Below are 21,381 nucleotides of genomic sequence, written 5' to 3'. Positions count from 1 at the left end.
GTTAAATCAATTCAATGATTCATGTCATAGAGATTTTACTTGAATGATTCTGTGCTCAATTCTTAGTGAAATGAAGAAGTTTTTAATATTAAGCCTGATTATAATTTCAAATGTAGCCTTTGGGCAAAAAGGAGAGCGGTTGGATAAAAAGATGCAGACCATTTGCTACGCTTCTTCTACCAGCATGGGCACTAGAATATTTAAAAGAGATTTAAATCCGTATAGCAAAGGTTTAAAAGCTTGGACAAACGCCTCGGCCAATGCCGAACAAGCAGCTGATATTCAAGTAACTTATAATGGCTTTAGCGAAGAAGCTCAACTGGCTTTTCAAGCTGCTGTAGACATTTGGGCGGGCATTATTTCTTCTCCAGTTACAATTTATATTGATGCCACTTGGTCACAACTGGATGAAGGTACATTAGGTTCAGCGAGTTGGAATACCGCATTCCGTAATTTCGAAGGAGCAAAGGAATTGGATACTTGGTATCCTGTAGCTCTGGCAGAAAAGATGGCTGGTAGAGATATGAACGATCCTGAATCTCCAGATATCGTAGCGAACTTTAACAAGGGTGCCAATTGGTATTTGGGCTCTGATGGAAATCCTACCGATGGTCAATATGATTTGATTTCTGTTGTGCTTCATGAAATTGGCCACGGATTGGGCTTTATCGATAGCTTTGGTTATGATGAAGATCAGAGTGTAGGTTCATTTGGTATTCAAGATTTTCCATTTGTATTCGATTTAAGTGTTGAAACAAGTGCGGGATCTAATCTTGCGGAAATGGATAATCCATCTGCAGCGCTAGGGTCTGCGCTAATAAGCAATTCGGTTTACTTTGATGCACCTTCAGCGGTCAGTCGTCCTAGACTGTACGCTCCCACAACATGGAGTGCAGGTTCAAGCATTGCCCACTTAAATGAAGCTACATATCCTGCTGGAAATGCTAATTCGTTAATGACTCCCCAAATCGGAGCCAATGAGGTAATGCACGACCCAGGGCCATTAACCTTGGCAATGTTCGGAGATATGGGGTGGGAATACACATATATCGAGCCCGATTATGTAGATAATTCAGAAGATATTTCCGTAGATAGCTACACTGTGGGTGCAACCATAAATAGTGATGTCGGCTATCAAGAAGGTGAGGTTTACGTTTATTATTCCATCGATAATTTCGTGAGCGATACCACTGTGGTTCAAATGACAACCACGGGCAACACAAATGAGTTTACTGCAGAAATTGTTTCACAGAAAACCGAAGGCCAGATTTACTCTTATTTCTTTAAGGTAACGGATATCAATGATCGAGTATTTACAAAGCCGAGTTTGCCAATTTCAGCCCGCTTTTTCCAATTCCAAACTGGTCAAGACAATACTCCTCCGGTAATTCTTCATACCAAACCAAACTTTATCAGATTAACCGACCAAACGCTCAATCTAGAAGCGAAGGTTACCGATTTTCTACCTGTAAGCGTTCAGTTGGAATATTATGTGAATGATGATCCTACGGCCAAAACTTCTGCTTTTACACTAAAGAGTAGAGAAGATAGTCTTTATGCTACTCAGGTGGAATTGACTTCTCTGATGTTAGAAGAAGGGGATTCGATCCGCTATAAAATCATTGCTGTAGATGCTTCTTCTAACGAAAACACCACAGTTTTTCCAGAAAGTGGTTTAATAAAACTGAATGTAGTTTCAACCAGAGAGCCCGCGTCTTTATATGAAAGCGACTTTGATGACGTTTCAGCGGCTAGTGATGACTTCTTTATTAGCGATAATTTTACGATCAAAGAAGAAACGAATTTCTCTACTGGTGCCATTCATTCAGACCATCCATACTCTGATGGCCCTTCGGATGATACACCAGCCGATTATACTTTCGAACTAAAAATCCCTATCATTCTCAACAGCTCTGATGCTACCATCAGTTTTGATGAAGTTGTATTGGTGGAGCCAGGGGAAGATGGGACCTCTTTTGGTGATGATCAGTTTTGGGATTACGTGATTGTGGAAGGTTCTAAAGATGGAGGAACAACTTGGATGCCTTTTGAGGATGGTTACGATAGTAAAGATGATACCGATTGGTTAAGTACTTACAACTCATCCATTGTAGATAATAACTCAGAAGGTGTAGGGAGTGAAAGTCTTTATGAATCCAGAACCATCGATATGTTGTCTTCTGGCAACTTTTTGGCTGGTGAGGAAGTACTCATTCGCTTTAGGCTTCATGCCGATGCCGCTGCTCATGGTTGGGGTTGGGCTATCGACAATTTGAGCATTCAAGTTGATAAAACTGCTCCTTCTATTCTCCACGATCATATTGATTTTGTAACTACAACTTCGCCATTAGAACTCAACTTTATTGTGATTGACAATGTGGAAGTCAGTGAAGTAAATTTAGTCAGTATGGTAAATGATCAAGAGCAGTCGCCTTTGAGTTTAACTCAAACAGGAGACCGTACTTATCGTGCTTTAGTTGATATTTCTCTATTGAATTATGGGGATGTGATTCGCTACAGACTAGAGGCTTCTGATCCTGATGGAAATACGGCTTATCTGCCTTCTTCGGAAGAATATTTAGAAATTGAAATTGTTGATTTTGCAGAGGTCCAAGAGAGCTATTCAAATGATTTTAATACAACTACAGATGATTTTGTGGGCAATATCTTTAGTGTCACAACGCCATCAGGTTTCAGTGATGGGTTGATTTACAATGCTTATCCTCAAGCTTTTGGATTGGATTCAACCAGTAGTTTCACCTATACTTTGAAAACCCCAATTGTAGTGAGCGCAAGTCTTCCGTATATGTCTTACGATGAAGTCGCAATCATTGAGCCGTTCACCGATTTTGTGGCGGTTGAAGCTTCTAAAGATGGCGGGGTTAATTGGATTCAATTAACTCGTTACAGTTCTTCCAGCCAACCGGTTAACTGGCAGCAACGCTTTAATTCTGGATCTCCTGGTAGCAGTACACTATTTAAAAACCGGGTTATTGATTTAACCAGCAATTCAAGTATTCAAGCGGGCGATGAAATTATTATCAGGTTTAGGATGGAAAGAGAGAGCACTAGAACTGGCTGGGGCTGGGCTATTGATAATCTCGAAATTCAAACAGACCAGGTTACCGCGCTTGACCCCGAAGCGATCGTAAGTCAGGTTCAGGTGTACCCAAATCCAACTACGAATGGAGAGCTAAAATTGAAAGTGAATAACCCATCAATAAGAAATGTTGATTTTGCGATTCAGGGCTTAAATGGGCAAGTGATGAGCGGACTTCAGCATAAGACTTTAGATGCCGAGAACACGCTTTCAATCGATGTTTCAGCATTGCCTTCAGGTTTGTATCTGTTAAAAGTTGTTGAAGGAGATAGAACTTCGGTTCACAAAATCATGAAGCTGGATTAAGAAGGAAAGCTCTGTTGGAAATTGAAGAACTTCTAACGGAGCTTTTCACACATCATCACTTTTTTGCCTTCCATATCGGTAGTGCCGAAGATGTATAAATCACCACCTTCTTTCAAGCTTGTCTTTTTTCTGATTTGCTCAACCGACATGGGGTAATTTCTTACCGTAATATTGGCCTTCATTTCTGGAATGATCCTTTTCAGTTCTTTTTTATTGAATGAAGTGAATTGGATGACTTTAAAAACTCTGCCGGGAAAATCGTTTACCTGCACATTTGAAGTATAGAATTGAGAGTTTGGGTGAAGTTTCTTTAAACCCAATTTCATCGCTACCAGCTTAAAAGCTCCTGCCTTTAACAACGCTGAATTGGGCTCATATAAATAAGCTTCTGTTGTTCCGAATTCCGCTTGGGCTTCCTCTTCTTCTTGAAGAAAAAACTCGAAAGAATCCTCTCTGTGTAGATCAATGGCTTTGATTTTGGGATTATCACTTACGTTTTCATCGATCAGAAAAAGCAATTCTTTCACCTCGTTATTCAAAGCTACCACATGAATTTCCGTAGCTCCTCCTAAATCTGAGATGGCACCTTTGATATCCAACAAAGGGGAAGTTTTTACCAATATTTGCTGTGCCTTTTCTTTCAGTTTGGGCAGTAGATTCAGCAAATCGGGTTCGCAATCTCCTAACAGAAAAACCTTTTGATTGTGCTCGCTTCTTCGTGCAGGGTCTAAAAATATAAGGTCGAAATTTACGCGGGTTTGTTCGAGAAAATCAGCGGCTTCCATATTATGAAAATCAGCGTATTTCATACCCAAATGAACCATATTGTGTTTGGCAACTTCAACTAAGTTGCTTTGCCTTTCTACATAATGGCTCTTTACGAAAGATTGGGACAAATAATAAAAGTCGATCCCCATTCCTCCGGTGAGATCGGCTAGTGCATCACCTTTAAAAAGGGAAGCTTTGTACTGAGCAGTTTTTTCGGAAGAACATTGTTCTAACGACAGGGGAGGAGGATAAATTAAGCCGTCAGTATTATACCAAATTGGAAGTTTGTGCTTCGCTTTTTTTCTGGATTGAATTTGCTCTACAGCTTCGCGAAGCGGAATATGAGGAAACTGCTTAGCACTGAGCATCAATTTAGCAGGATCGTCATTTTCGTGATCCGTTATAAACTTCTGAACTTCAGGGCTAAGCAGTTGTGAAATCAAACGCTCAAAATGTTTTTTGACAAGTATTCTGCAATTTGAACTGCGTTAGTAGCAGCTCCCTTTCTTAGGTTATCGGCCACAATCCACATGTTCAAAGTGTTTGGCTGGCTTTCATCCCTTCTTAATCTACCCACAAAAACTTCGTCCTTTTTATGCGCAGTTAGTGGCATTGGATAATGGTTGCTTGCAGGATCATCTTGAACAATAACGCCTTCGGTTTGCTCCAATAAAGCTCTTACATCCTTAAGGTCGAAGTCGTTTTCAAACTCAACATTTACAGCTTCCGAATGCCCTCCAACCGTTGGGATTCTAACCGTTGTAGCGGTTACTCTAATTGAATCGTCTCCAAAGATTTTCTTGGTTTCATTCACCATTTTCATTTCTTCTTTGGTATAGCCGTTGTCCATAAAAACATCGATGTGTGGTAACACATTCATGTCTATTTTATGAGCGTATGCCATTGGGCCATCCACACCTTGGCGTTCGTTCATCATTTGATCAACCGCAGCTTTTCCTGAACCCGTTACCGATTGATAAGTAGAAACTACGATTCTTTTCGCCTTATATTTTTTGTGAAGTTCGGCCAAAGCAACTACCATTTGAATGGTAGAACAGTTTGGATTAGCAATCACTTTATCTTCGGTAGTAATGGTAGAAGCATTGATTTCTGGTACAATCAATTTGTTGTTAGGGTTCATTCTCCAAGCCGAAGAATTATCGACTACAATTGTGCCTACTTCGGCAAATTTTGGAGCCCACTCTAATGAAGTACTTCCTCCAGCAGAAAAAATAGCAATATCAGGTTTGGCAGCAACGGCATCGGCAAGTCCAATCACTTCAATTTCCTTATCCTTGAAGTTCATCTTCTTACCTACTGAGCGTTCAGAAGCTACTAAAAGCAGCTCATCAAATTGAAAATTTCTTTCATTAAGGACTTCAAGAATCTCCCCTCCCACAAGTCCGGTAGCGCCAACTACTGCTATTTTCATAATTAATTTACATTTTCGATTATAAAATATGAGTAATTCATCTTTTACAATCTTATTTTTATTATTTTAACTGACCAACCAATATTTTTGCTTGATTGAAAACGATCGTTCTTTTTATTGTTGGGTCAGTTTTATTTTTTCTGACTGCAAATATAGCGTTAAGTCAGGTTAACACCTTCCCGCTTTCCGAAAGTTTCGAAGATCAGTTTGTTACAGGCACGGATGTGGAGTTTATTCAGTATTGGAAAGGAAATGATGTTCGCGCTTCGAGCCGGATTTTTCAAGGTAATAATGCGAGAACTGGTAGCCATTCTTTGAATGTCATTCCAATTAGCTCCTTTTCAGGGGAAATTATTCTTTCTCTGGATTTGTCTGGGCTTCAAAACCCTAAGTTTTCGTTTTATGCCTATTCCAAACAAAATGGAAGTTCTAGCTCCACTAGGCCAGCATTGGTTACTATTTCAGCATCAATTGATGGTGGCGCTAATTATTTGGGAGAAAAACAGATTGGTGACGAAACTACTTTCCCCAATAATAACGAAACAAGTTATGCTGAATATGATTACGAATTCCCGACTGAAGCCTTAGGACAAGCGAATGTTTTGCTTCGCATAGAAGTAGAAAGAGGCGCTGGTTCTGGTTCTGCGGCAGAGTTTGTAATGGACGATGTGTCAATTACTGATGAACTTAAGGCGTTGGCAGTTAATTCGGTTTCTGCTTTTGATGACAATACCGTAATAGTTACGTTCAATCAAGATGTTGTGCAGGCCACTGCTGAAGAAACTTCTAACTATCAGATTGATAATGGAGTGTCGGTCAACTCTGCAGCATTAACCTCATCTAAAGAAGTGACATTGACCACTTCAGCACTGGTTAATGGAAACTATCAACTTACGGTTAATAATGTTGAAGACGCGGCTACAAATACTGCGGCTTCTAACCTTACCGCTGATTTCAGTTATGTAAAAACACTAAGCCTCGTTTCAACGGAAGTGCTTTCCAAAAGTACTTTGGCGCTAACTTTTAACTTGGCTTTGGATAAAAATTCAGCTGAAACGACTTCAAATTATGTGATCAACAAGAGTATTGGTAATCCCATTAATGCGGAATTGAACTCAACAGAACCCAACAAAGTACTGCTGACCTTAGCCACAAATTTGGAAGCAGGGACTTATGAAATCAATGTGGATGGAGTTCAGGATGAATCCAATCTCGCCACCGCCAATTCATTAATTGATTCTTTCGGTTTTCTTCCCTTGAAAATCAATTCGGTGGTCGCAAGTTCAAGTGAAACCATCGTGATAACTTTCAACCAAGAGGTTGAAGAGCTTAGCGCTGAACGGGTTTCCAACTATTCAATCGGTAATGATATTTCGATAATTTCAGCTGATTTAACGGCATCGGATGAAGTGACTTTGTCCGTTCCAACTTTGGTAAATGGCAACTATACTTTAAATGTTAACGATGTAAAGAACAGCAATGGTAACGCTCTTACCGAAAACCTATTTTCTAACTTTTCTTACATAGAAACGCTGAAAATCGATGAAGTAAAAGTCCTTTCCAAGAACACTCTAAAGCTGACTTTTAACCTAGACTTAGATAAGGTTTCTACTGAAAGTACTTCAAATTATAGCATTAGCAATTCTATTGGCAATCCATTTACGGCTGCATTAGATTCTGCTGAACCCAACAAAGTTTTATTGACTTTATCATCCGATTTGGAAGAGGAAGACTATGAAATTACAGTGAATGGAGTTCAGGATGAGTCTACTTTATCGACTGCCGATGAGAAGGAAAACTTCTCTTATTTACCTCTCAAAATCACTTCTATCTCTGCGCTAAATGCCTTTCAAATAGAAGTGGAATTTAACCAAGAAGTTGAACCTGCTTCTGCTACAAATCCGAATCATTATAACCTGAATTATGATTATGGAAACCCCGGTGCTGTACTTCCAGGAGATACGGAAAGCAAAGTGCTACTCTCTTTTGCTTCCGAAATGGTCAATAATATTTATTCACTTACGGTCAATGGTGTTCTCAATTCTTCTGGCAATGCTTCCGCTGAAAATCTAACAGAAGAAGTGCTTTTTGAAACGCAAACCCCTTTTAGAACACTCGTGATTAACGAAATTTTTGCAGACCCAAGCGGTTCAGCTCAACCTGATCCACAGACGCTTCCATCAGGCAGCTCAGATGAATTTATTGAGCTGTATAACGTGGGTTCCAAAGCCATCAATATTTCAGGATTTGATTTATCAGGTGGAACGGTGGGTTCTTTTGTAATCGAGCCGAATGACTTCGTAATGCTGACGGCTACTTCGAATATTGCAGACTTTGAGCCCTTAGGAAATGTTGTTGGTGTAAGCTCGTGGAATGGGCTTTCGAATAGCGGTGAACAGATTGTGCTGCGCGATAATCTTGGGAATTTGGTGGATAGCCTGAGCTTCAATTTAGGTTGGTACCGCAATTCTGAAAAGGCAGATGGAGGCTGGTCACTCGAGCAAATAAATCCTGAATCAACTTGCAGCGACATTAATAATTGGAAGGTTTCGGAAAATGAAATTGGTGCTACCCCGGGTACCGAGAACAGCATTTATGATAATTCGCCCGATATCACAGCGCCTAACTTGCTTGAAATTATGGTTGATTCACCTTCACAATTAACACTTGTGTTCGATGAATTAATGGACGAACCGTCTTTAAATAATGCTTCTTTTGCTCTGGACCACGGTGCAACTGTAGCTTCTGTGGCCGTAAATCAACTGACTTTTAGATCGGCCATATTGACTTTGGCTTCTCCTCTGGAATCCGGCAATGTTTATACATTAAATGTTGAAGGAGCTAGAGATTGCTCCGGAAATCTAATTCAGAAGGTTAGCAAACAGTTTTTGTTTGACAATGCCGCTCCAATATTACAAAGGTTGGTGTTCCGGGATTCAATCACTTTGGAGTTGTATTTTGATGAAAACCTGAACGAAACCCAAGCTGAAAAGGAAGAGCATTATATTTTTGATTCAGGCATTGGGATTCCCGCACGAGCCATTTTGGAAGAAGGAGATTTGAACAAAGTAAAGCTTACTTTGGCGAATTCTCTTGTTCTCGGAACAACCTATCAATTGCACTATGAGAATCTGGAAGATACACTGGGCAATGCTACAACTTATACCACTTATGACTTTGAATTTGTTAATGAGTTGGATAATGTTCAGGTTATTTCAGGCCAGTTATTGGATATTTATTTGAAGAAAGAAGTGACCGAGACTTCTGCTGAAATTGTCCAGAATTTTATAGTTACTGGTAATGTTGGAAATCCTGTTACTGCAGCCTTAGATCAAAGCAATTCTAAGCTGATACATTTAGCCTTTGCGGAGAATTTTAAAGAAAACACCCCGCAAACCATCAGCTTTTCTAATCTAGAATCTGCTGACGATGGTTTTCTTCAGGTCTTGAATGCCGCTTTTATTTATGATACCGATGACCCTGATATTGACTCTGTCAGGGTGGATTCGTCAAATCAATTAGAGGTTTTTTTCGATGAAGAATTGGATAGAACATCTGCTGAAGCACTCAACAATTACACTGCTAATAATGATTTAGGCAAGCCACAAAGTGCGGCCTTGCAGACAAATAGGAAGTCGGTATTGTTGGAATTCAAGGCCAATTTTCAACAGGAAACTTCTAATCGGCTTACCATTACTGGAATTTCAGATTTAAGAGGAAATACAGTTTCTACCAATAGAAATATCAGTTTCATATTTGATCAATTGGCTCCAAGAATCGAGGCATTGAAGGTCAAGAGCCCCAAGGAAATTCTCCTAATTTTTACAGAGGAAGTTGAGCGTACTTCAGCCGAAGCTTCCTTCAATTATGAGTTGAAAAGCGGTTTGGGAAGTCCGATTTCGGCTAATAGATCAGATAAGAATACCAACGAAGTGCTCTTAACTTTTTCTGATTTAGGCTCAAGTGAAACCAATACGCTGACCGTATCTAATGTTAGAGATCAATTTGGAAATGGCATTGATAAGGCTTTAGGGATTGAATTTTCCACGCAAACTCCAGAAATAGGCAGCCTTGAAGTTCTAAATGACACGGCCGTTTTTGTTCAATTCACTAAGGTTTTGGAACTAGAAATGGCGACTGATAGAATCAACTTTGGTTTTGATCAGGGAATGAAAATCCAATCTCTAGAAGTGAATTCGAATGATAATTCTCAGATCACGTTTTTTCTTTCTTCACCTTTAATTCATGGCGCTACTTATCAATTTTTTGCACAACAAGTAGAAGATATTGAAGGCAATATTTCTGGAGCTGTAACTACTCCGTTTGTCTACAATGCTCATCTGGAGGATATTTCTATAATCAATCAAAATACCCTCATTCTTTATTTCGATGAAGAGTTGGATAAATCCTTAGCTGAAAGTTCTCTCAATTATCAAATGTCGGGTGATATTGGCAATCCTCTTTCCGCAATTCAGAATTCAGAAAATGCGAAAGAAGTGACACTCTTGTTTGACAGCCCTTTAGCGAATGAAGTAAAATACACGCTCACGGTTCAGAATCTAAAGAATATTTACGGTGAACTCGTTAGTGGTTCAAGGAGCGAAGTGGTTTATGATATCACGCCACCTACGGCTCTGCGGGTCAAATCAATATATCTGAATGAGATTGAAGTGGTATTCAATGAGCCTCTGAAAGCTTCAACAGTTGCTCCAATTAATCATTATAGTTTGAGCGATGGAATAGGAAACCCATTGTCTGCTGAATTGGTGGCTGGTTCTAACTCCAATATCCTGTTGACTTTTGACCAGCCATTAGAAAATGGAAAATCTTATCAATTACAAATTGAGAGAATTCAGGACAGGCATGGAGAAGCAATGGCTCCCGTTGTTCTCGATTTTACTTTTAAAGCTCCAGAAGTTCCATCTTTCAGAGATTTGGTTTTGAATGAGATTTACTTCGACACGGATGCAGATTCGGGCTTACCCAACACAGAATATATTGAAATCTATAATAGAAGTGGCCTGAATTTTCTTCTAAGAGATTTTATGATTACCGATAAATCGGATACTGCCGTGTTTAATGATGTCTCATTGTCTTCAAAGAGTTACTTGATAACCACTTCATCATCCAGTCAGGGGTTGTTCAATGATTTGGGTTCTGCTGTTGGGTTGAAGAACTTTCCATCTCTCTCAAATTCTGGGGAGCAGATTTATTTACTTGATAGAAATGGGGTTGTGGTGGATTCTTTAGCTTATGATGTGTCTTTTTATCATGATGAATCAAAGGAAGACGGAGGTTATTCTGTAGAGCTCATTAATCCAGATCGGCCATGTTTCGATCTCACTAATTATACTGCTTCCATAGATGCTTCGGGTGGAACTCCGGGCCAGCAGAACTCTGTCTATGATATAACTCCCGATACCGAACCGCCTTTGCTGCTTTCAGTAACCTTGATTTCTGATTCGGAGATTGAATTGATCTTTAATGAGGTCATGGATATTTCCAGCTTCCAACCTTCTGAATTTTCATTAACCAACAACCTTTCAGTATCAACTATTGAACCACAGGATGAATTTGGAAAGCGAGTGTTGGTCAAATTAACATCCCCAATTCCAGTGGGCAGCGAAGTGGAAATCGGAGTGGAAGGGGTTTTAGACTGTTCTGGAAATGTAATTGAGCCCATCGAATTCTCTCTGGCTTTAGGTGCCATTCCTGATTATCATCAATTGCTCATAACTGAAATTATGGCAACACCAAGTCCTGCGGTGGGTTTACCCGAAGTGGAGTTTGTAGAAGTTTATAATAACTCAGACCAAATTCTGGAAATGAAAGGGCTTTTGCTATCTGATAATAGCGGTACTACAAAACTCGATTCCAAAAAGCTTTACCCAAATTCTTATTTAATTCTCGCTTCAAAGAATTCCGAAGAATCCTTATCACAATATGGAGATGTATTGGCTGTAAGTTCATTTCCAAGCTTTGGTACTGAAGATCAGGTTCGATTAGAAGACCCTTCTGGAAACTTGATTTTTGAGGTATTTTATGATAGGAGTTTCTATCAGTCAGAAAAAAAGGAAAATGGAGGTTACAGTATGGAAATGGTTAATCCCGATGCAACGTGCTTTGATAATAGCAATTGGAAGGCATCAACCAATCCATTAGGAGGAACTCCGGGCCAGCAGAACTCTGTCTATGATATAACTCCCGATACCGAACCACCTTTGCTTCTTTCGGTAACCTTGATTTCTGATTCAGAGATTGAATTGATCTTTAATGAGGCTATGGATATTTCCAGCTTCCAACCTTCTGCATTTTCATTGACCAACAACCTTTCAGTATCAGCCGTGGAACCCAAAGATGAATTTGGAAAACGGGTGTTGGTCAAATTAGCTTCCCCAATTCCAGCGGGCAGCGAAGTGGAAATTTCAATTGAAGGCCTTAAAGATTGTACGGGAAATGAAATCGTTTCTATTATAGAGGCGATTTATCTGGGGGCAAGACCAGGTTTTCAAGAGTTGATAATCACGGAGATTATGGCTGACCCATCACCTACGCAAGGCCTTCCGTCAGTAGAATATGTGGAGTTGTATAATGCTTCAAATAAAATATTGTCTTTAGCTGGAGTTTCATTTTCAGATGCTTCGAGCTCAACACTGTTGGGTGCTTTTAATTTAAAACCATCGGAATTCGTCATACTTTCATCGTTCTCTGATGTGGATAAATTGAAAGGTTATGGAGATATTTTGGGCGTAAGTGGCTGGCCAAGTTTGAATTCAAGTAGAGATAAACTCAGCTTGAAATATGAGACACAGCTCATTCATGCTGTAGAATACTCGATTGCTTGGTATCGATCTAGTGATAAATCTGAAGGTGGCTATAGTTTAGAAATGATCGATATGAATTACCCTTGTGTTGAACAACCAAATTGGACAGCTTCGGAAGCAACAATTGGTGGATCGCCAGGAGCGGTAAATTCAGTAAACGCTAGTAATCCAGACTTGATGGGGCCAGAGCTCATTTCTGCAGTGGCACTTAGTGCCTCACAAATCCAAGTCACATTCACGGAGAAAATTACCATAAACTCCCTTGTTGCCTCTAACTTTAAAGTATCAGGAGATTTAAATGTAGTCTCAGTTTCCATAACTTCTGATTTAAAATCTGTTATTCTGAACTTGAATGAAGAGTTATTAGAAAATAACACTTACACTATAACAGCCGAGAATATTACCGACTGTAGTGGGAATTTGGTTCCAGCAGAAAGTCGATCCATTGCTTTGGTTATTTCTGTTGAGGCTGAACCAAAGGATTTGTTGATTAATGAAGTGCTTTTTAATCCTAGAACAGGCGGTGTTAGGTTCGTTGAAATTTACAATAACTCAAATAAGCAGATCAGTTTAAAAAACTATAAACTAGCTGGCTCTTCCAACGAAAAGGTGATTGCTGAAACGGATCTTATCATAGCTCCTTCAGAATATTTGGTACTTACCACCGATGGCGATATTCTCAAAAATCATTATGCTAACACAGTCCTAGAAGCCGTGATTGAAATGAAAAGTTTTCCCTCACTGAGCTCAGATGAAGGTGAAATCAAGATTTTTAATAGTCGAGATATTGAAATTGACGCATTTTCTTACAGTGAAGATTACCACTCATCACTTCTCAGCTCGGTAGATGGCGTTTCATTAGAGAGAATTCGTTTTTCGGGGGAATCCAATGATTTTAACAATTGGCAATCGGCCTCAGCAGCCATTGGTTTTGCCACACCGGGTTTTAAAAATTCTCAAACCATGAGTGAAGTTGCTCAAATCCATACAGTGTCGGTTGAGCCCCAATCCTTTGCGCCTGATGCTGTAGGTGCCGCTCACTTTACCACGTTCAACTATGAATTTAACAACTCAGGCAATATGCTGAAGGTGGATGTTTATGATGGAGATGGAAACTTGGTTAAGCGTATTTCTGAAAACACATTGGTAGGCACTTCTGGCTTTTTTACTTGGGATGGTTCAACTCAATTTGGAACCAAGGCTAAGGTAGGTTATTACTTGGTTTTGTTCGAAATCATAAAGCCATCTGGTGAAGTTGACTTAATAAAAAAATCGGTAGCCATCGGCTCGTCTTTTTAGTGGTAAAGCTAATTTTACCTTTTGCGATTATGGTAAAATATTATTCTGTAATAAATAAAATCATCCAAAAATTGTATTATATTGTTAGTAGCAAAAAGATGTTACGTTTGCGTGAAATTTGAGTTAAGTGTAATATCTTTGGAAAAACTCATTTAAGAACTATCAGAAAACACTAATCAGATGACCTGTTTAATTAATGATGCAATCGATTTCAATTTGAAAAAAGGAAAGAAAATCGAAGTGATCAAACGTTACATCAGAATCAAATACAGAGTGCAAATCGACAACTTTTCCATGAGGAGAAGAATGCAAGCGTTGAACTTGGAGTACTGATGTTAAATTTAAAGACTACTACCTGTTAAGGCTCCATTAAATGGGGCCTTTTTTATTAGCCATACCCACGTTCTGCTGCGGAATTTTGTATGGAATTTTTAAAATAATTAGAATATTATATTTTGATAAATTCTGCTTTAACTTAAGGTTTTTGCCATTTCTTCCGTATTTCAAAAAATATATCAAAGCTTTTGCGTTTTCTAGGTGGTCGTTTATTTTAGCGCATCTTTTAAAGAGGTCACATAAAACACACTAACACATGAGCCAGGAAGAGAAAACCAGATATTCAGAAAGTGAGTTAAAAGAGTTTGAAGCGCTCATCAATGATAAACTTGAGAAAGCTCGCAATGAGCTTAACGAGCTGAAAAGAAGCATTACCAAAGCTGGAGATACGGGTACCGATATCACCAATAATTCCACAAAAGTATTGGAAGATGGAGCGGATACCATGGAAAAGGAAAACATGAATCAGCTTGCGGCTAGACAGCAGAAGTTTATCAACAACTTGGAAAACGCTTTGATCAGAATCAAAAACGGAACCTACGGTATTTGTATCGATACGGGTAAGCTTATTGCAAAGGAAAGACTTAAAGCAGTGCCTCATACTATGCATTCTATTGAGGCTAAATTGGCACAACGCAACTAGTGGATTTTTTAGCAAATCATATTGAAGCACTGATTTTCTGTGCAGATAAGCCTATAAAAATTACTGAAATGAGAACCTGCCTCAGCGAAATGTTTGAGGCAGATGTTCCTGAAAATGATATTTCAGATGCGATTGAGCGTATCAAAGTAAAGTTTGAAGACGATCAGTTTTCATTTCAAATTGTACATAGCGGAGGAGGTTATCAATTTCTTACCAAACCAGCTTATCAAGCTAGCATTGGCATTATGCTTAAGCAGCAATCAAAGAAAAGGCTAAGTACTTCCGCGCTGGAAACCCTTTCGATTATTGCTTACAAACAACCAGTCACTAAGTCGGAAATGGAGCAAATTAGAGGTGTTAATTGCGATTATGCCGTTCAGAAATTGTTAGAAAAGGAACTGGTTGAAATCAAGGGTAAGTCCGATAATGTCGGAAGACCACTGCTTTATGGAACTTCTGAAAAGTTCATGGACTATTTCGGAATCAACAGCTTAAAGGATTTGCCGAGCCCTAAAGATTTCGCTACCGAAGAAAATGAAGTAGGCGAGCCCTCTGACGATAATTCTTGACGCTCGTTTTTGTACCTTTGCCAAAAAAATACAGTAGAGATACTGCATGATATGGCAAAGAAATTCAGACCCCAGAAATCAAAAAGCAGGTTTAATAAAACCATTAAGCCTGAAACTCCCCCAGAATACACTCAAAAAACAATCTTAAAGGGCAAGGAATCTTCTTCTGAGATTCGCTTGAACAAGTATATATCTAACTCGGGTGTTTGCTCAAGAAGGGAAGCCGATCGCTTGATTCAAGAAGGGGAAATCAAGGTAAATGATGAGGTAGTAACCGAAATGGGTTACAAAGTAATGCCTGGTGATAAGGTTGTTTATCAAGGAAAGCTTTTGAAAAGGGAAAAGCTGGTTTATCTGCTTTTGAATAAACCTAAAGACTTTATTACCACCACCAGCGACCCTGAAGGAAGAAAAACTGTGATGGATTTGGTGGGTAGTGCTTGTGAGCAACAGATTTTTCCTGTTGGCAGATTGGATAGAGCAACAACCGGCCTATTACTTTTCACTAATGATGGGGATTTGGCCAAAAGGCTTACACATCCTTCACATGAAGTCAAAAAGATTTATCAGGTAACCCTCGATAAGCCCATTACAAATTCTGATTTCGAGGCTGTTTTAGAAGGAGTAACCTTAGAAGATGGTCAAGCACCTGTGGATGATCTGGCGATTGTAAGTGCGGATAAAAAATCCTTAGGAATTGAAATTCATATTGGGCGAAATCGTATCATCCGAAGAATTTTTGAACACTTAGGCTACAAAGTGGTGAAGCTCGATAGAGTAGTGTATGCGGGGCTTACCAAAAAGGATTTACCACGCGGTAAATGGCGATTCCTTACAGAGAAAGAATTATTGACGGTTAAAAAATAGTATGCATGCATACTATTTTTACCTCTATTGGCTATATTTGTTTATGACTCCTTTAAGTTTTTCAGTTGATGCAAACGATTTCAGAAGATGGCAAAAAATAAAGCCTTCCATTTCTGAAAGGCTTTTGGGTGGTGCTGAGTGGATTCGAACCACCGACTCACGGATTTTCAGTCCGATGCTCTACCAACTGAGCTACAGCACCTCGTAATTGGGAGCACAAAAGTATACAAAAACTTTAACCGTGCAAAACATTTTGAATAAATTCAGGTCTAACAATTTTCGAATAAACACACCCTAACTATATGGAATACATTTCTCAGATTGCTTTTTTGATTGTAGTGGCTGTGGCTACTTACTTCATCTCGCAAAGAATCAGGCAGATAAGGAAAAATATCTTCCTTGGAAAGCCTTCAGGAAGAACTGATCGCAAAGACGAGCGATGGAAAACCATGCTTTTGGTAGCTCTTGGCCAAAAGAAAATGTTCAAAAGAATTATCCCAGCTTTTCTTCACTTGCTTATTTACGTGGGCTTTTTAGTTATCAATTTAGAAGTGCTGGAATTTGTGATTGATGGTTTGGCTGGAACGCATCGAATTTTTGCGCCTTTTCTAGGGAGCTTTTATACGGTTTTAATGAATGTTTTTGAGTTTCTAGCAGTGGGAGTGCTTTTTTCCTGCATTGTATTTTTGATTCGAAGAAACATTGTGAAAGTTCCTCGATTTAAAGGAGAGGAAATGAAAAAGTGGCCCACCATGGACGCCAACCTAATTTTGGTTATCGAGATCATTTTGATGTTTGCCATTTTAACCATGAATGCTACTGATTCTCTCATTCAAGGTCAAGATGAACATTATATTGAAACAGGAACATTCTTCTTTAGCCAATTCTTGACACCTCTTTTCTCTGGTTTAAATCTTTCGACTTTGATTTTCATTGAGCGTTTCGCTTGGTGGTTCCACATCATTGGTATACTTGGCTTTGCTTTGTATGTTACTTATTCAAAACACTTGCACATTGCACTTGCATTTCCCAACACATGGTTTTCGAACCTTAATCCTAAAGGGAAAATGCAGAATATGGATGAGGTTACTAACGAAGTGAAAATGATGTTGGGCCTTCCGGTAGAAGGAGCCAATGAGCCTCCTGCTGAAATTGCCAGATTTGGAGCTAAGGATGTGAACGATCTGAGTTGGGTAAATATCATGAACGCCTATGCATGTACGGAATGTGGAAGGTGTACGAGCAATTGTCCCGCTAATATGACAGGCAAAAAGCTCTCTCCAAGAAAAATCATGATGGATACCCGCGATAGAGCCGAGGAAGTAGGAGCAAGTATCGCTAAAGGAGGCAAAGGTCTTGAAGATGGTAAATCACTGCTAGGCGATTACATTACAAAGGAAGAAATCAATGCTTGTACAAGCTGTAATGCTTGCGTGGAGGCCTGTCCGGTAAATATCGATCCGCTTTCTATTATTCTTCAAATGAGAAGGTATGTGGCTATGGAAGAATCTGGTTCTCCAGCCTCATGGAATAGCATGTTCCAAAATGTGGAAACTAATTTTGCCCCGTGGAAATTTCCACCAACTGATAGATTTAAGTGGGCAGAAGAAATGGAGAGTAAATCTTAAGGAAATTAGACAATGAGCGAAAACATAAATAAAGTACCTGTTATGGCCGATTTGGCCGCTAAAGGCGAATCGCCAGAGGTTTTGTTTTGGGTAGGTTGTGCCGGTTCTTTTGACGACCGTTACAAAAAAGTAACCCAGGCCTTTATAAAGATTTTAAACAAAGTAGGTATTTCTTATGCGGTATTAGGCCCAGAAGAAACTTGTACTGGCGACCCAGCAAGAAGGGCCGGAAATGAATTTCTGTTTCAAATGCAGGCCGTTGCCAACATTCAGGTTTTAGATGGTTACGGAGTTAAGAAAATTGTTACCGCATGTCCTCACTGTTTCAACACCATTAAGAATGAGTATCCAGAATTGGGCGGTAACTATGAAGTAATTCACCATTCAACTTTTCTTCAGCAATTGATTAATGATGGGAAAGTGGGCTTAAAAGGTGGAGGAGAGTTTAAGGGAAAGAAAATCACCTATCACGATTCGTGTTATTTAGGTCGCGCCAATGAGATTTATGAAGCTCCACGGGAGGTTTTGGCAGCTTTAGATGCTGAATTGGTTGAAATGAAACGCTGCCGAACTAAAGGTTTGTGTTGTGGAGCTGGAGGCGCTCAAATGTTTAAAGATGCTGAGCCTGGCAAAAAGGAAGTAAACATTGAGCGTACTGAAGAAGCGCTGGGAACTGGAGCAAATATCATCGCTTCGGCTTGTCCTTTTTGCATGACCATGATGCGAGATGGCGTTAAAACCAAAGAGAAAGAAGAAAGCGTTGAAGTTTTGGATTTGGCTGAGCTGATTGCCAAGAATGAAGGGCTTTAACATTTGCAAAATGGGAGCGTTTACTCTGTTGAAGCTCCTATAATTGCTTCATGCTTGGGTTTGGAATTATTTGAACTTAATCTTGGTTCCAAAACCTAAGTCCATGTTATTTGACTCAATAAATTTCGACCTATGTTAGCCAATTTTGAAAGCTTAAATTCTAATTCGAGAATCTGGATATATCAAACCAATCGAGCACTAAATGCTAGTGAAGAAACCAAAGCTTTGGAAATGCTCGATGCCTTTTTGTCGCAATGGGCGGCTCATGGCAAGCAGCTTCAGGCTTCAGGTCAAATATTGCATCGCCATTTTTTAGTCATTGCTACCGATCAGGCTTTTCAAATGGCAAGCGGTTGCTCTATAGATTCATCAGTTCACTTTGTGCAGGAATTGGGAGAAGCTCTTAATGTTAGCTTTTTCGAACGCACCAATTTGGCCTTTTTAAAAGAAGGAGAAGTGGTTCTGGTGAAAATGAATGAATTGAAAGCCGAGATTGAAAAAGGCAACATTCTGCCCAATGATTTGTTTTTTGATAATACGGTATCTGAAAAGTCTCAAATCGATTCAACTTGGCTTAAGAAAGCCAGTGAAAGTTGGCTGAGCAGATACTTTAAAACGGCCGCTAACGTATAAAGTATTAGCATTCGGCATAATTCGCTAATTTACATGGCAATGAGTAATCGGTTAAAATTTACCAGTCTGCTTTTGTTGGTTTTGGCATTGGGTTGTCAATCTTCAAAAGTCAATTTTTTGGGCGTAGATACTCCCGACACGAGCGGTTCTTCCAAAACTAGAAATAACAACACAACTCAAACAACTGATGTAGGTGGTTTGGGTGCTGGTGTTCAGGAAGAAGAGGAAAAGCCAAAGGAGCCTAAGGTTAAAAAGAGCTACGAGAATTCGAACTACAATCAGGCGATAGAGGACTACAAAAAGGAATTAGAGTCAGATCCTGATTCTCCCGTTTTCAATTATTACGTTGCCGAATCTTACCGTAAAACAAACCGTATTTACGATGCCACCGACTATTATGCTAAAGCCATTGAAGGAGGCTATTCCGATGACGAAATGGAGCTCCATTATGCGCAAGCCTTGAAAGTGAATAAGCGTTATGATGAAGCTAGGCGTGTGCTTAAGAATTATGCGGATTATGGAACGGTTGAGCCATTTGTAGAGCGCGCTAAGACTGAATTAAAGAATTTGGATAAGCTCGATAGCATTGAGCTGAAGGTGAGAAACATAGATGTTGAAAACCTTTCTATTAACACTGAAAATGCCGAATACAGCCCATATTTCTATAACAATGAACTTTACTTTGCTACGGGAAGAGAGCAATCGGAATTTGAGCGCTACGGAATTCCTTTCACCGATATTTATAAGGTTAAAGCAGATGGATTGAAAGTGGATGCCGCTTCTTTAGAAAAACTCTCTGATCTATTTAATAGTGAAGAAATCAATGAAGGCTCTATCGCATTTTCTTCTGATGGACAAACGGTAGTTTTTGCGAAAGGAAATACTGACGATAAAAAGGGCAGATTGAATATTGATCTGTTTATGTCCACTTTAAGAAACGGAAGTTGGACGAAGCCTCAATTGATGCCGATCAATAGCCCAGATGCTTGGGATAGCAGCCCAACCTTCAGTCAAGATGGTAAAACGATTTATTTTGCTTCTGATAGGCCAGGAGGTTTTGGCGGCTCTGATATTTACAGAGCTCGATTAAATGAAAGAGGCCGTTGGGGCGATGTTCAGAATATGGGGCCAACCATCAATACACCAGAGGAAGAAATGTTTCCTTATGTTTCTCCAGATAACAAACTCTTTTTTGCCTCAAGCGGACACCCAGGTTTTGGAATGCTGGATGTTTTTGTAGCGGTTAATTCTGGCGGAAAAATCTCAATAGAGAATATGGGCCCTTCAATTAACTCTTCATACGATGATTTTGGCTTGGTTTACTCCGATTTTCCTTTCGAGGGTTTCTTCAGTTCTAATCGTCCTGGTGGAAAAGGAGATGATGACATTTACACCTTTGTTGATAATTCTTCCGATCTCAAAGAAATCGAATACATTTTGACCGGAATAACCTTCAAACTAAATGAAGACAGTACTCAAACTGTTTTGCCAGAAGTTAGAGTGAAATTGATGACTACCGACAATGAATTGGTGGATGATCAGCTTACAGGCCGTGGAGGAGTGTTCAAATTTCCGGTGGATCCTGAAAAAGAATATATCTTGATTGGAGAAAAGGTTAACTTTTTCACTACCAGAAAGGGTTTCTCAACCATCGGTGAAAAAGTAGAGCAAGAAGATTTGGTAGAAAGATTTACCACAAAAAGCTTCAGTTCCAATTTGGTGCTCGATGCCATTATTCTTGAAAAAACCATTGTTCTTCAGAATATATATTATGATTTGAACAAGGCTGAAATTAGGTCAGATGCGGCTCTAGAACTTGATAAGTTGGTTCAGCTTTTGAAAGATAACCCCAACATCAAAATTGAGCTGAGTTCGCATACGGATAGTAGGGCAGAAGATGATTTCAACTTAGACTTATCTGAAAGAAGAGCAAAAGCTGCGGTTGATTATTTGGTTTCGAAAGGTATTTCGCGGGCCCGTTTAGTAGCTAAAGGTTATGGTGAAACGCAGTTGGTAAATGGCTGCGACAACGCCAACCAAGACAATTGTACGGAAGCTCAACATCAACAAAACAGAAGAACAGAGTTTAAAGTAATTGAGTACAATAACAACTAGATTCAAACGAATAAGAATAAATAAGGCCTCCTTTCGGGAGGCTTTTTTATT

At 39.4% G+C, this 21,381-nt stretch carries 12 protein-coding genes and 1 tRNA gene; 10 read left to right on the top strand and 3 right to left on the bottom strand.

All coding sequences use genetic code 11. The annotated features are described in order from the left end of the window. Positions 1-70: 70 nt before the first annotated feature. A complete protein-coding gene (locus ACXACJ_RS18510) occupies positions 71-3,406 on the top strand; it encodes a T9SS type A sorting domain-containing protein (RefSeq protein ID WP_475135905.1) in 3,336 nt (1,111 codons plus the stop codon). A gap of 32 nt (positions 3,407-3,438) precedes the next feature. Here ACXACJ_RS18510 and ACXACJ_RS18505 read toward each other — a convergent pair whose 3' ends face one another. Together ACXACJ_RS18505 and ACXACJ_RS18500 are read right to left on the bottom strand one after the other, a co-directional pair. Then, positions 3,439-4,617 carry a THUMP-like domain-containing protein gene (locus tag ACXACJ_RS18505; protein WP_475135904.1) on the bottom strand — a complete coding sequence of 393 codons (1,179 nt, stop codon included), beginning with the start codon at positions 4,615-4,617 and terminating at the stop codon, positions 3,439-3,441. Continuing rightward, entirely contained in the window at positions 4,614-5,606 is a 993-nt protein-coding gene (locus ACXACJ_RS18500; protein ID WP_475135903.1) for an aspartate-semialdehyde dehydrogenase, read from the bottom strand. The genes ACXACJ_RS18505 and ACXACJ_RS18500 overlap by 4 nt, the downstream gene beginning before the upstream one ends. A 95-nt stretch (positions 5,607-5,701) precedes the next feature. On the opposite strand from ACXACJ_RS18500, the gene ACXACJ_RS18495 reads away from it, so the two are divergent. The 5 genes from ACXACJ_RS18495 (at position 5,702) to ACXACJ_RS18475 (ending at position 16,144) form a co-directional block, all read left to right on the top strand. Next, positions 5,702-13,729 (top strand): Ig-like domain-containing protein, encoded by an 8,028-nt coding sequence (locus ACXACJ_RS18495; protein WP_475135902.1) that lies wholly within the window; start codon positions 5,702-5,704, stop codon positions 13,727-13,729. A 180-nt stretch (positions 13,730-13,909) separates the two neighbouring features. Further along, positions 13,910-14,062 (top strand): hypothetical protein, encoded by a 153-nt coding sequence (locus ACXACJ_RS18490; protein WP_475135901.1) that lies wholly within the window; start codon positions 13,910-13,912, stop codon positions 14,060-14,062. 259 nt (positions 14,063-14,321) lie between these two features. Then, positions 14,322-14,708 (top strand): TraR/DksA family transcriptional regulator, encoded by a 387-nt coding sequence (locus ACXACJ_RS18485; protein ID WP_475135900.1) that lies wholly within the window; start codon positions 14,322-14,324, stop codon positions 14,706-14,708. Beyond that, positions 14,708-15,277, top strand: coding sequence for an SMC-Scp complex subunit ScpB (gene scpB, locus ACXACJ_RS18480; RefSeq protein ID WP_475135899.1), 570 nt, complete (start codon positions 14,708-14,710; stop codon positions 15,275-15,277). Before ACXACJ_RS18485 ends, scpB begins: the two co-directional genes overlap by 1 nt. A 51-nt stretch (positions 15,278-15,328) precedes the next feature. Beyond that, positions 15,329-16,144, top strand: a complete 816-nt coding sequence (locus ACXACJ_RS18475) for a pseudouridine synthase (protein WP_475135898.1) — start codon at positions 15,329-15,331, stop codon at positions 16,142-16,144. Positions 16,145-16,273: 129 nt separating this feature from the next. Here ACXACJ_RS18475 and ACXACJ_RS18470 read toward each other — a convergent pair. Further along, positions 16,274-16,346, bottom strand: a tRNA-Phe gene (locus ACXACJ_RS18470). Between the two features lie 100 nt (positions 16,347-16,446). On the opposite strand from ACXACJ_RS18470, the gene ACXACJ_RS18465 reads away from it, so the two are divergent. The 4 genes from ACXACJ_RS18465 (at position 16,447) to ACXACJ_RS18450 (ending at position 21,330) form a co-directional block, all read left to right on the top strand. Beyond that, complete coding sequence (locus ACXACJ_RS18465) at positions 16,447-17,772, top strand: 4Fe-4S dicluster domain-containing protein (RefSeq protein WP_475135897.1); 1,326 nt, start codon at positions 16,447-16,449, stop codon at positions 17,770-17,772. A 12-nt stretch (positions 17,773-17,784) separates the two neighbouring features. Beyond that, on the top strand, positions 17,785-18,582 hold the full coding sequence (locus ACXACJ_RS18460) for a (Fe-S)-binding protein (RefSeq protein ID WP_475135896.1): 798 nt from the start codon (positions 17,785-17,787) through the stop codon (positions 18,580-18,582). Between the two features lie 132 nt (positions 18,583-18,714). Beyond that, a complete protein-coding gene (locus ACXACJ_RS18455; protein ID WP_475135895.1) occupies positions 18,715-19,215 on the top strand; it encodes a hypothetical protein in 501 nt (166 codons plus the stop codon). Positions 19,216-19,254: 39 nt separating this feature from the next. Next, positions 19,255-21,330 carry a CHU_0125 family OmpA-like outer membrane integrity protein gene (locus tag ACXACJ_RS18450; RefSeq protein ID WP_475135894.1) on the top strand — a complete coding sequence of 692 codons (2,076 nt, stop codon included), beginning with the start codon at positions 19,255-19,257 and terminating at the stop codon, positions 21,328-21,330. Positions 21,331-21,381 lie beyond the last annotated feature (51 nt).

The sequence above is a fragment of the Roseivirga sp. AWQ4_251 genome (assembly GCF_056158225.1).
This window is presented reverse-complemented; position numbering and strand designations above follow the sequence as displayed.

Excerpts from the sequence above, each read along its gene's own strand:
- ACXACJ_RS18510 (WP_475135905.1), top strand. The coding sequence starts at position 71 with ATGAAGAAGTTTTTAATATTAAGCCTGATTATAATTTCAAATGTAGCC.
- ACXACJ_RS18500 (WP_475135903.1), bottom strand. The coding sequence starts at position 5,606 with ATGAAAATAGCAGTAGTTGGCGCTACCGGACTTGTGGGAGGGGAGATT.
- ACXACJ_RS18490 (WP_475135901.1), top strand. The coding sequence starts at position 13,910 with ATGACCTGTTTAATTAATGATGCAATCGATTTCAATTTGAAAAAAGGA.
- ACXACJ_RS18485 (WP_475135900.1), top strand. The coding sequence starts at position 14,322 with ATGAGCCAGGAAGAGAAAACCAGATATTCAGAAAGTGAGTTAAAAGAG.
- ACXACJ_RS18475 (WP_475135898.1), top strand. The coding sequence starts at position 15,329 with ATGGCAAAGAAATTCAGACCCCAGAAATCAAAAAGCAGGTTTAATAAA.
- ACXACJ_RS18465 (WP_475135897.1), top strand. The coding sequence starts at position 16,447 with ATGGAATACATTTCTCAGATTGCTTTTTTGATTGTAGTGGCTGTGGCT.
- ACXACJ_RS18460 (WP_475135896.1), top strand. The coding sequence starts at position 17,785 with ATGAGCGAAAACATAAATAAAGTACCTGTTATGGCCGATTTGGCCGCT.
- ACXACJ_RS18455 (WP_475135895.1), top strand. The coding sequence starts at position 18,715 with ATGTTAGCCAATTTTGAAAGCTTAAATTCTAATTCGAGAATCTGGATA.
- ACXACJ_RS18450 (WP_475135894.1), top strand. The coding sequence starts at position 19,255 with ATGAGTAATCGGTTAAAATTTACCAGTCTGCTTTTGTTGGTTTTGGCA.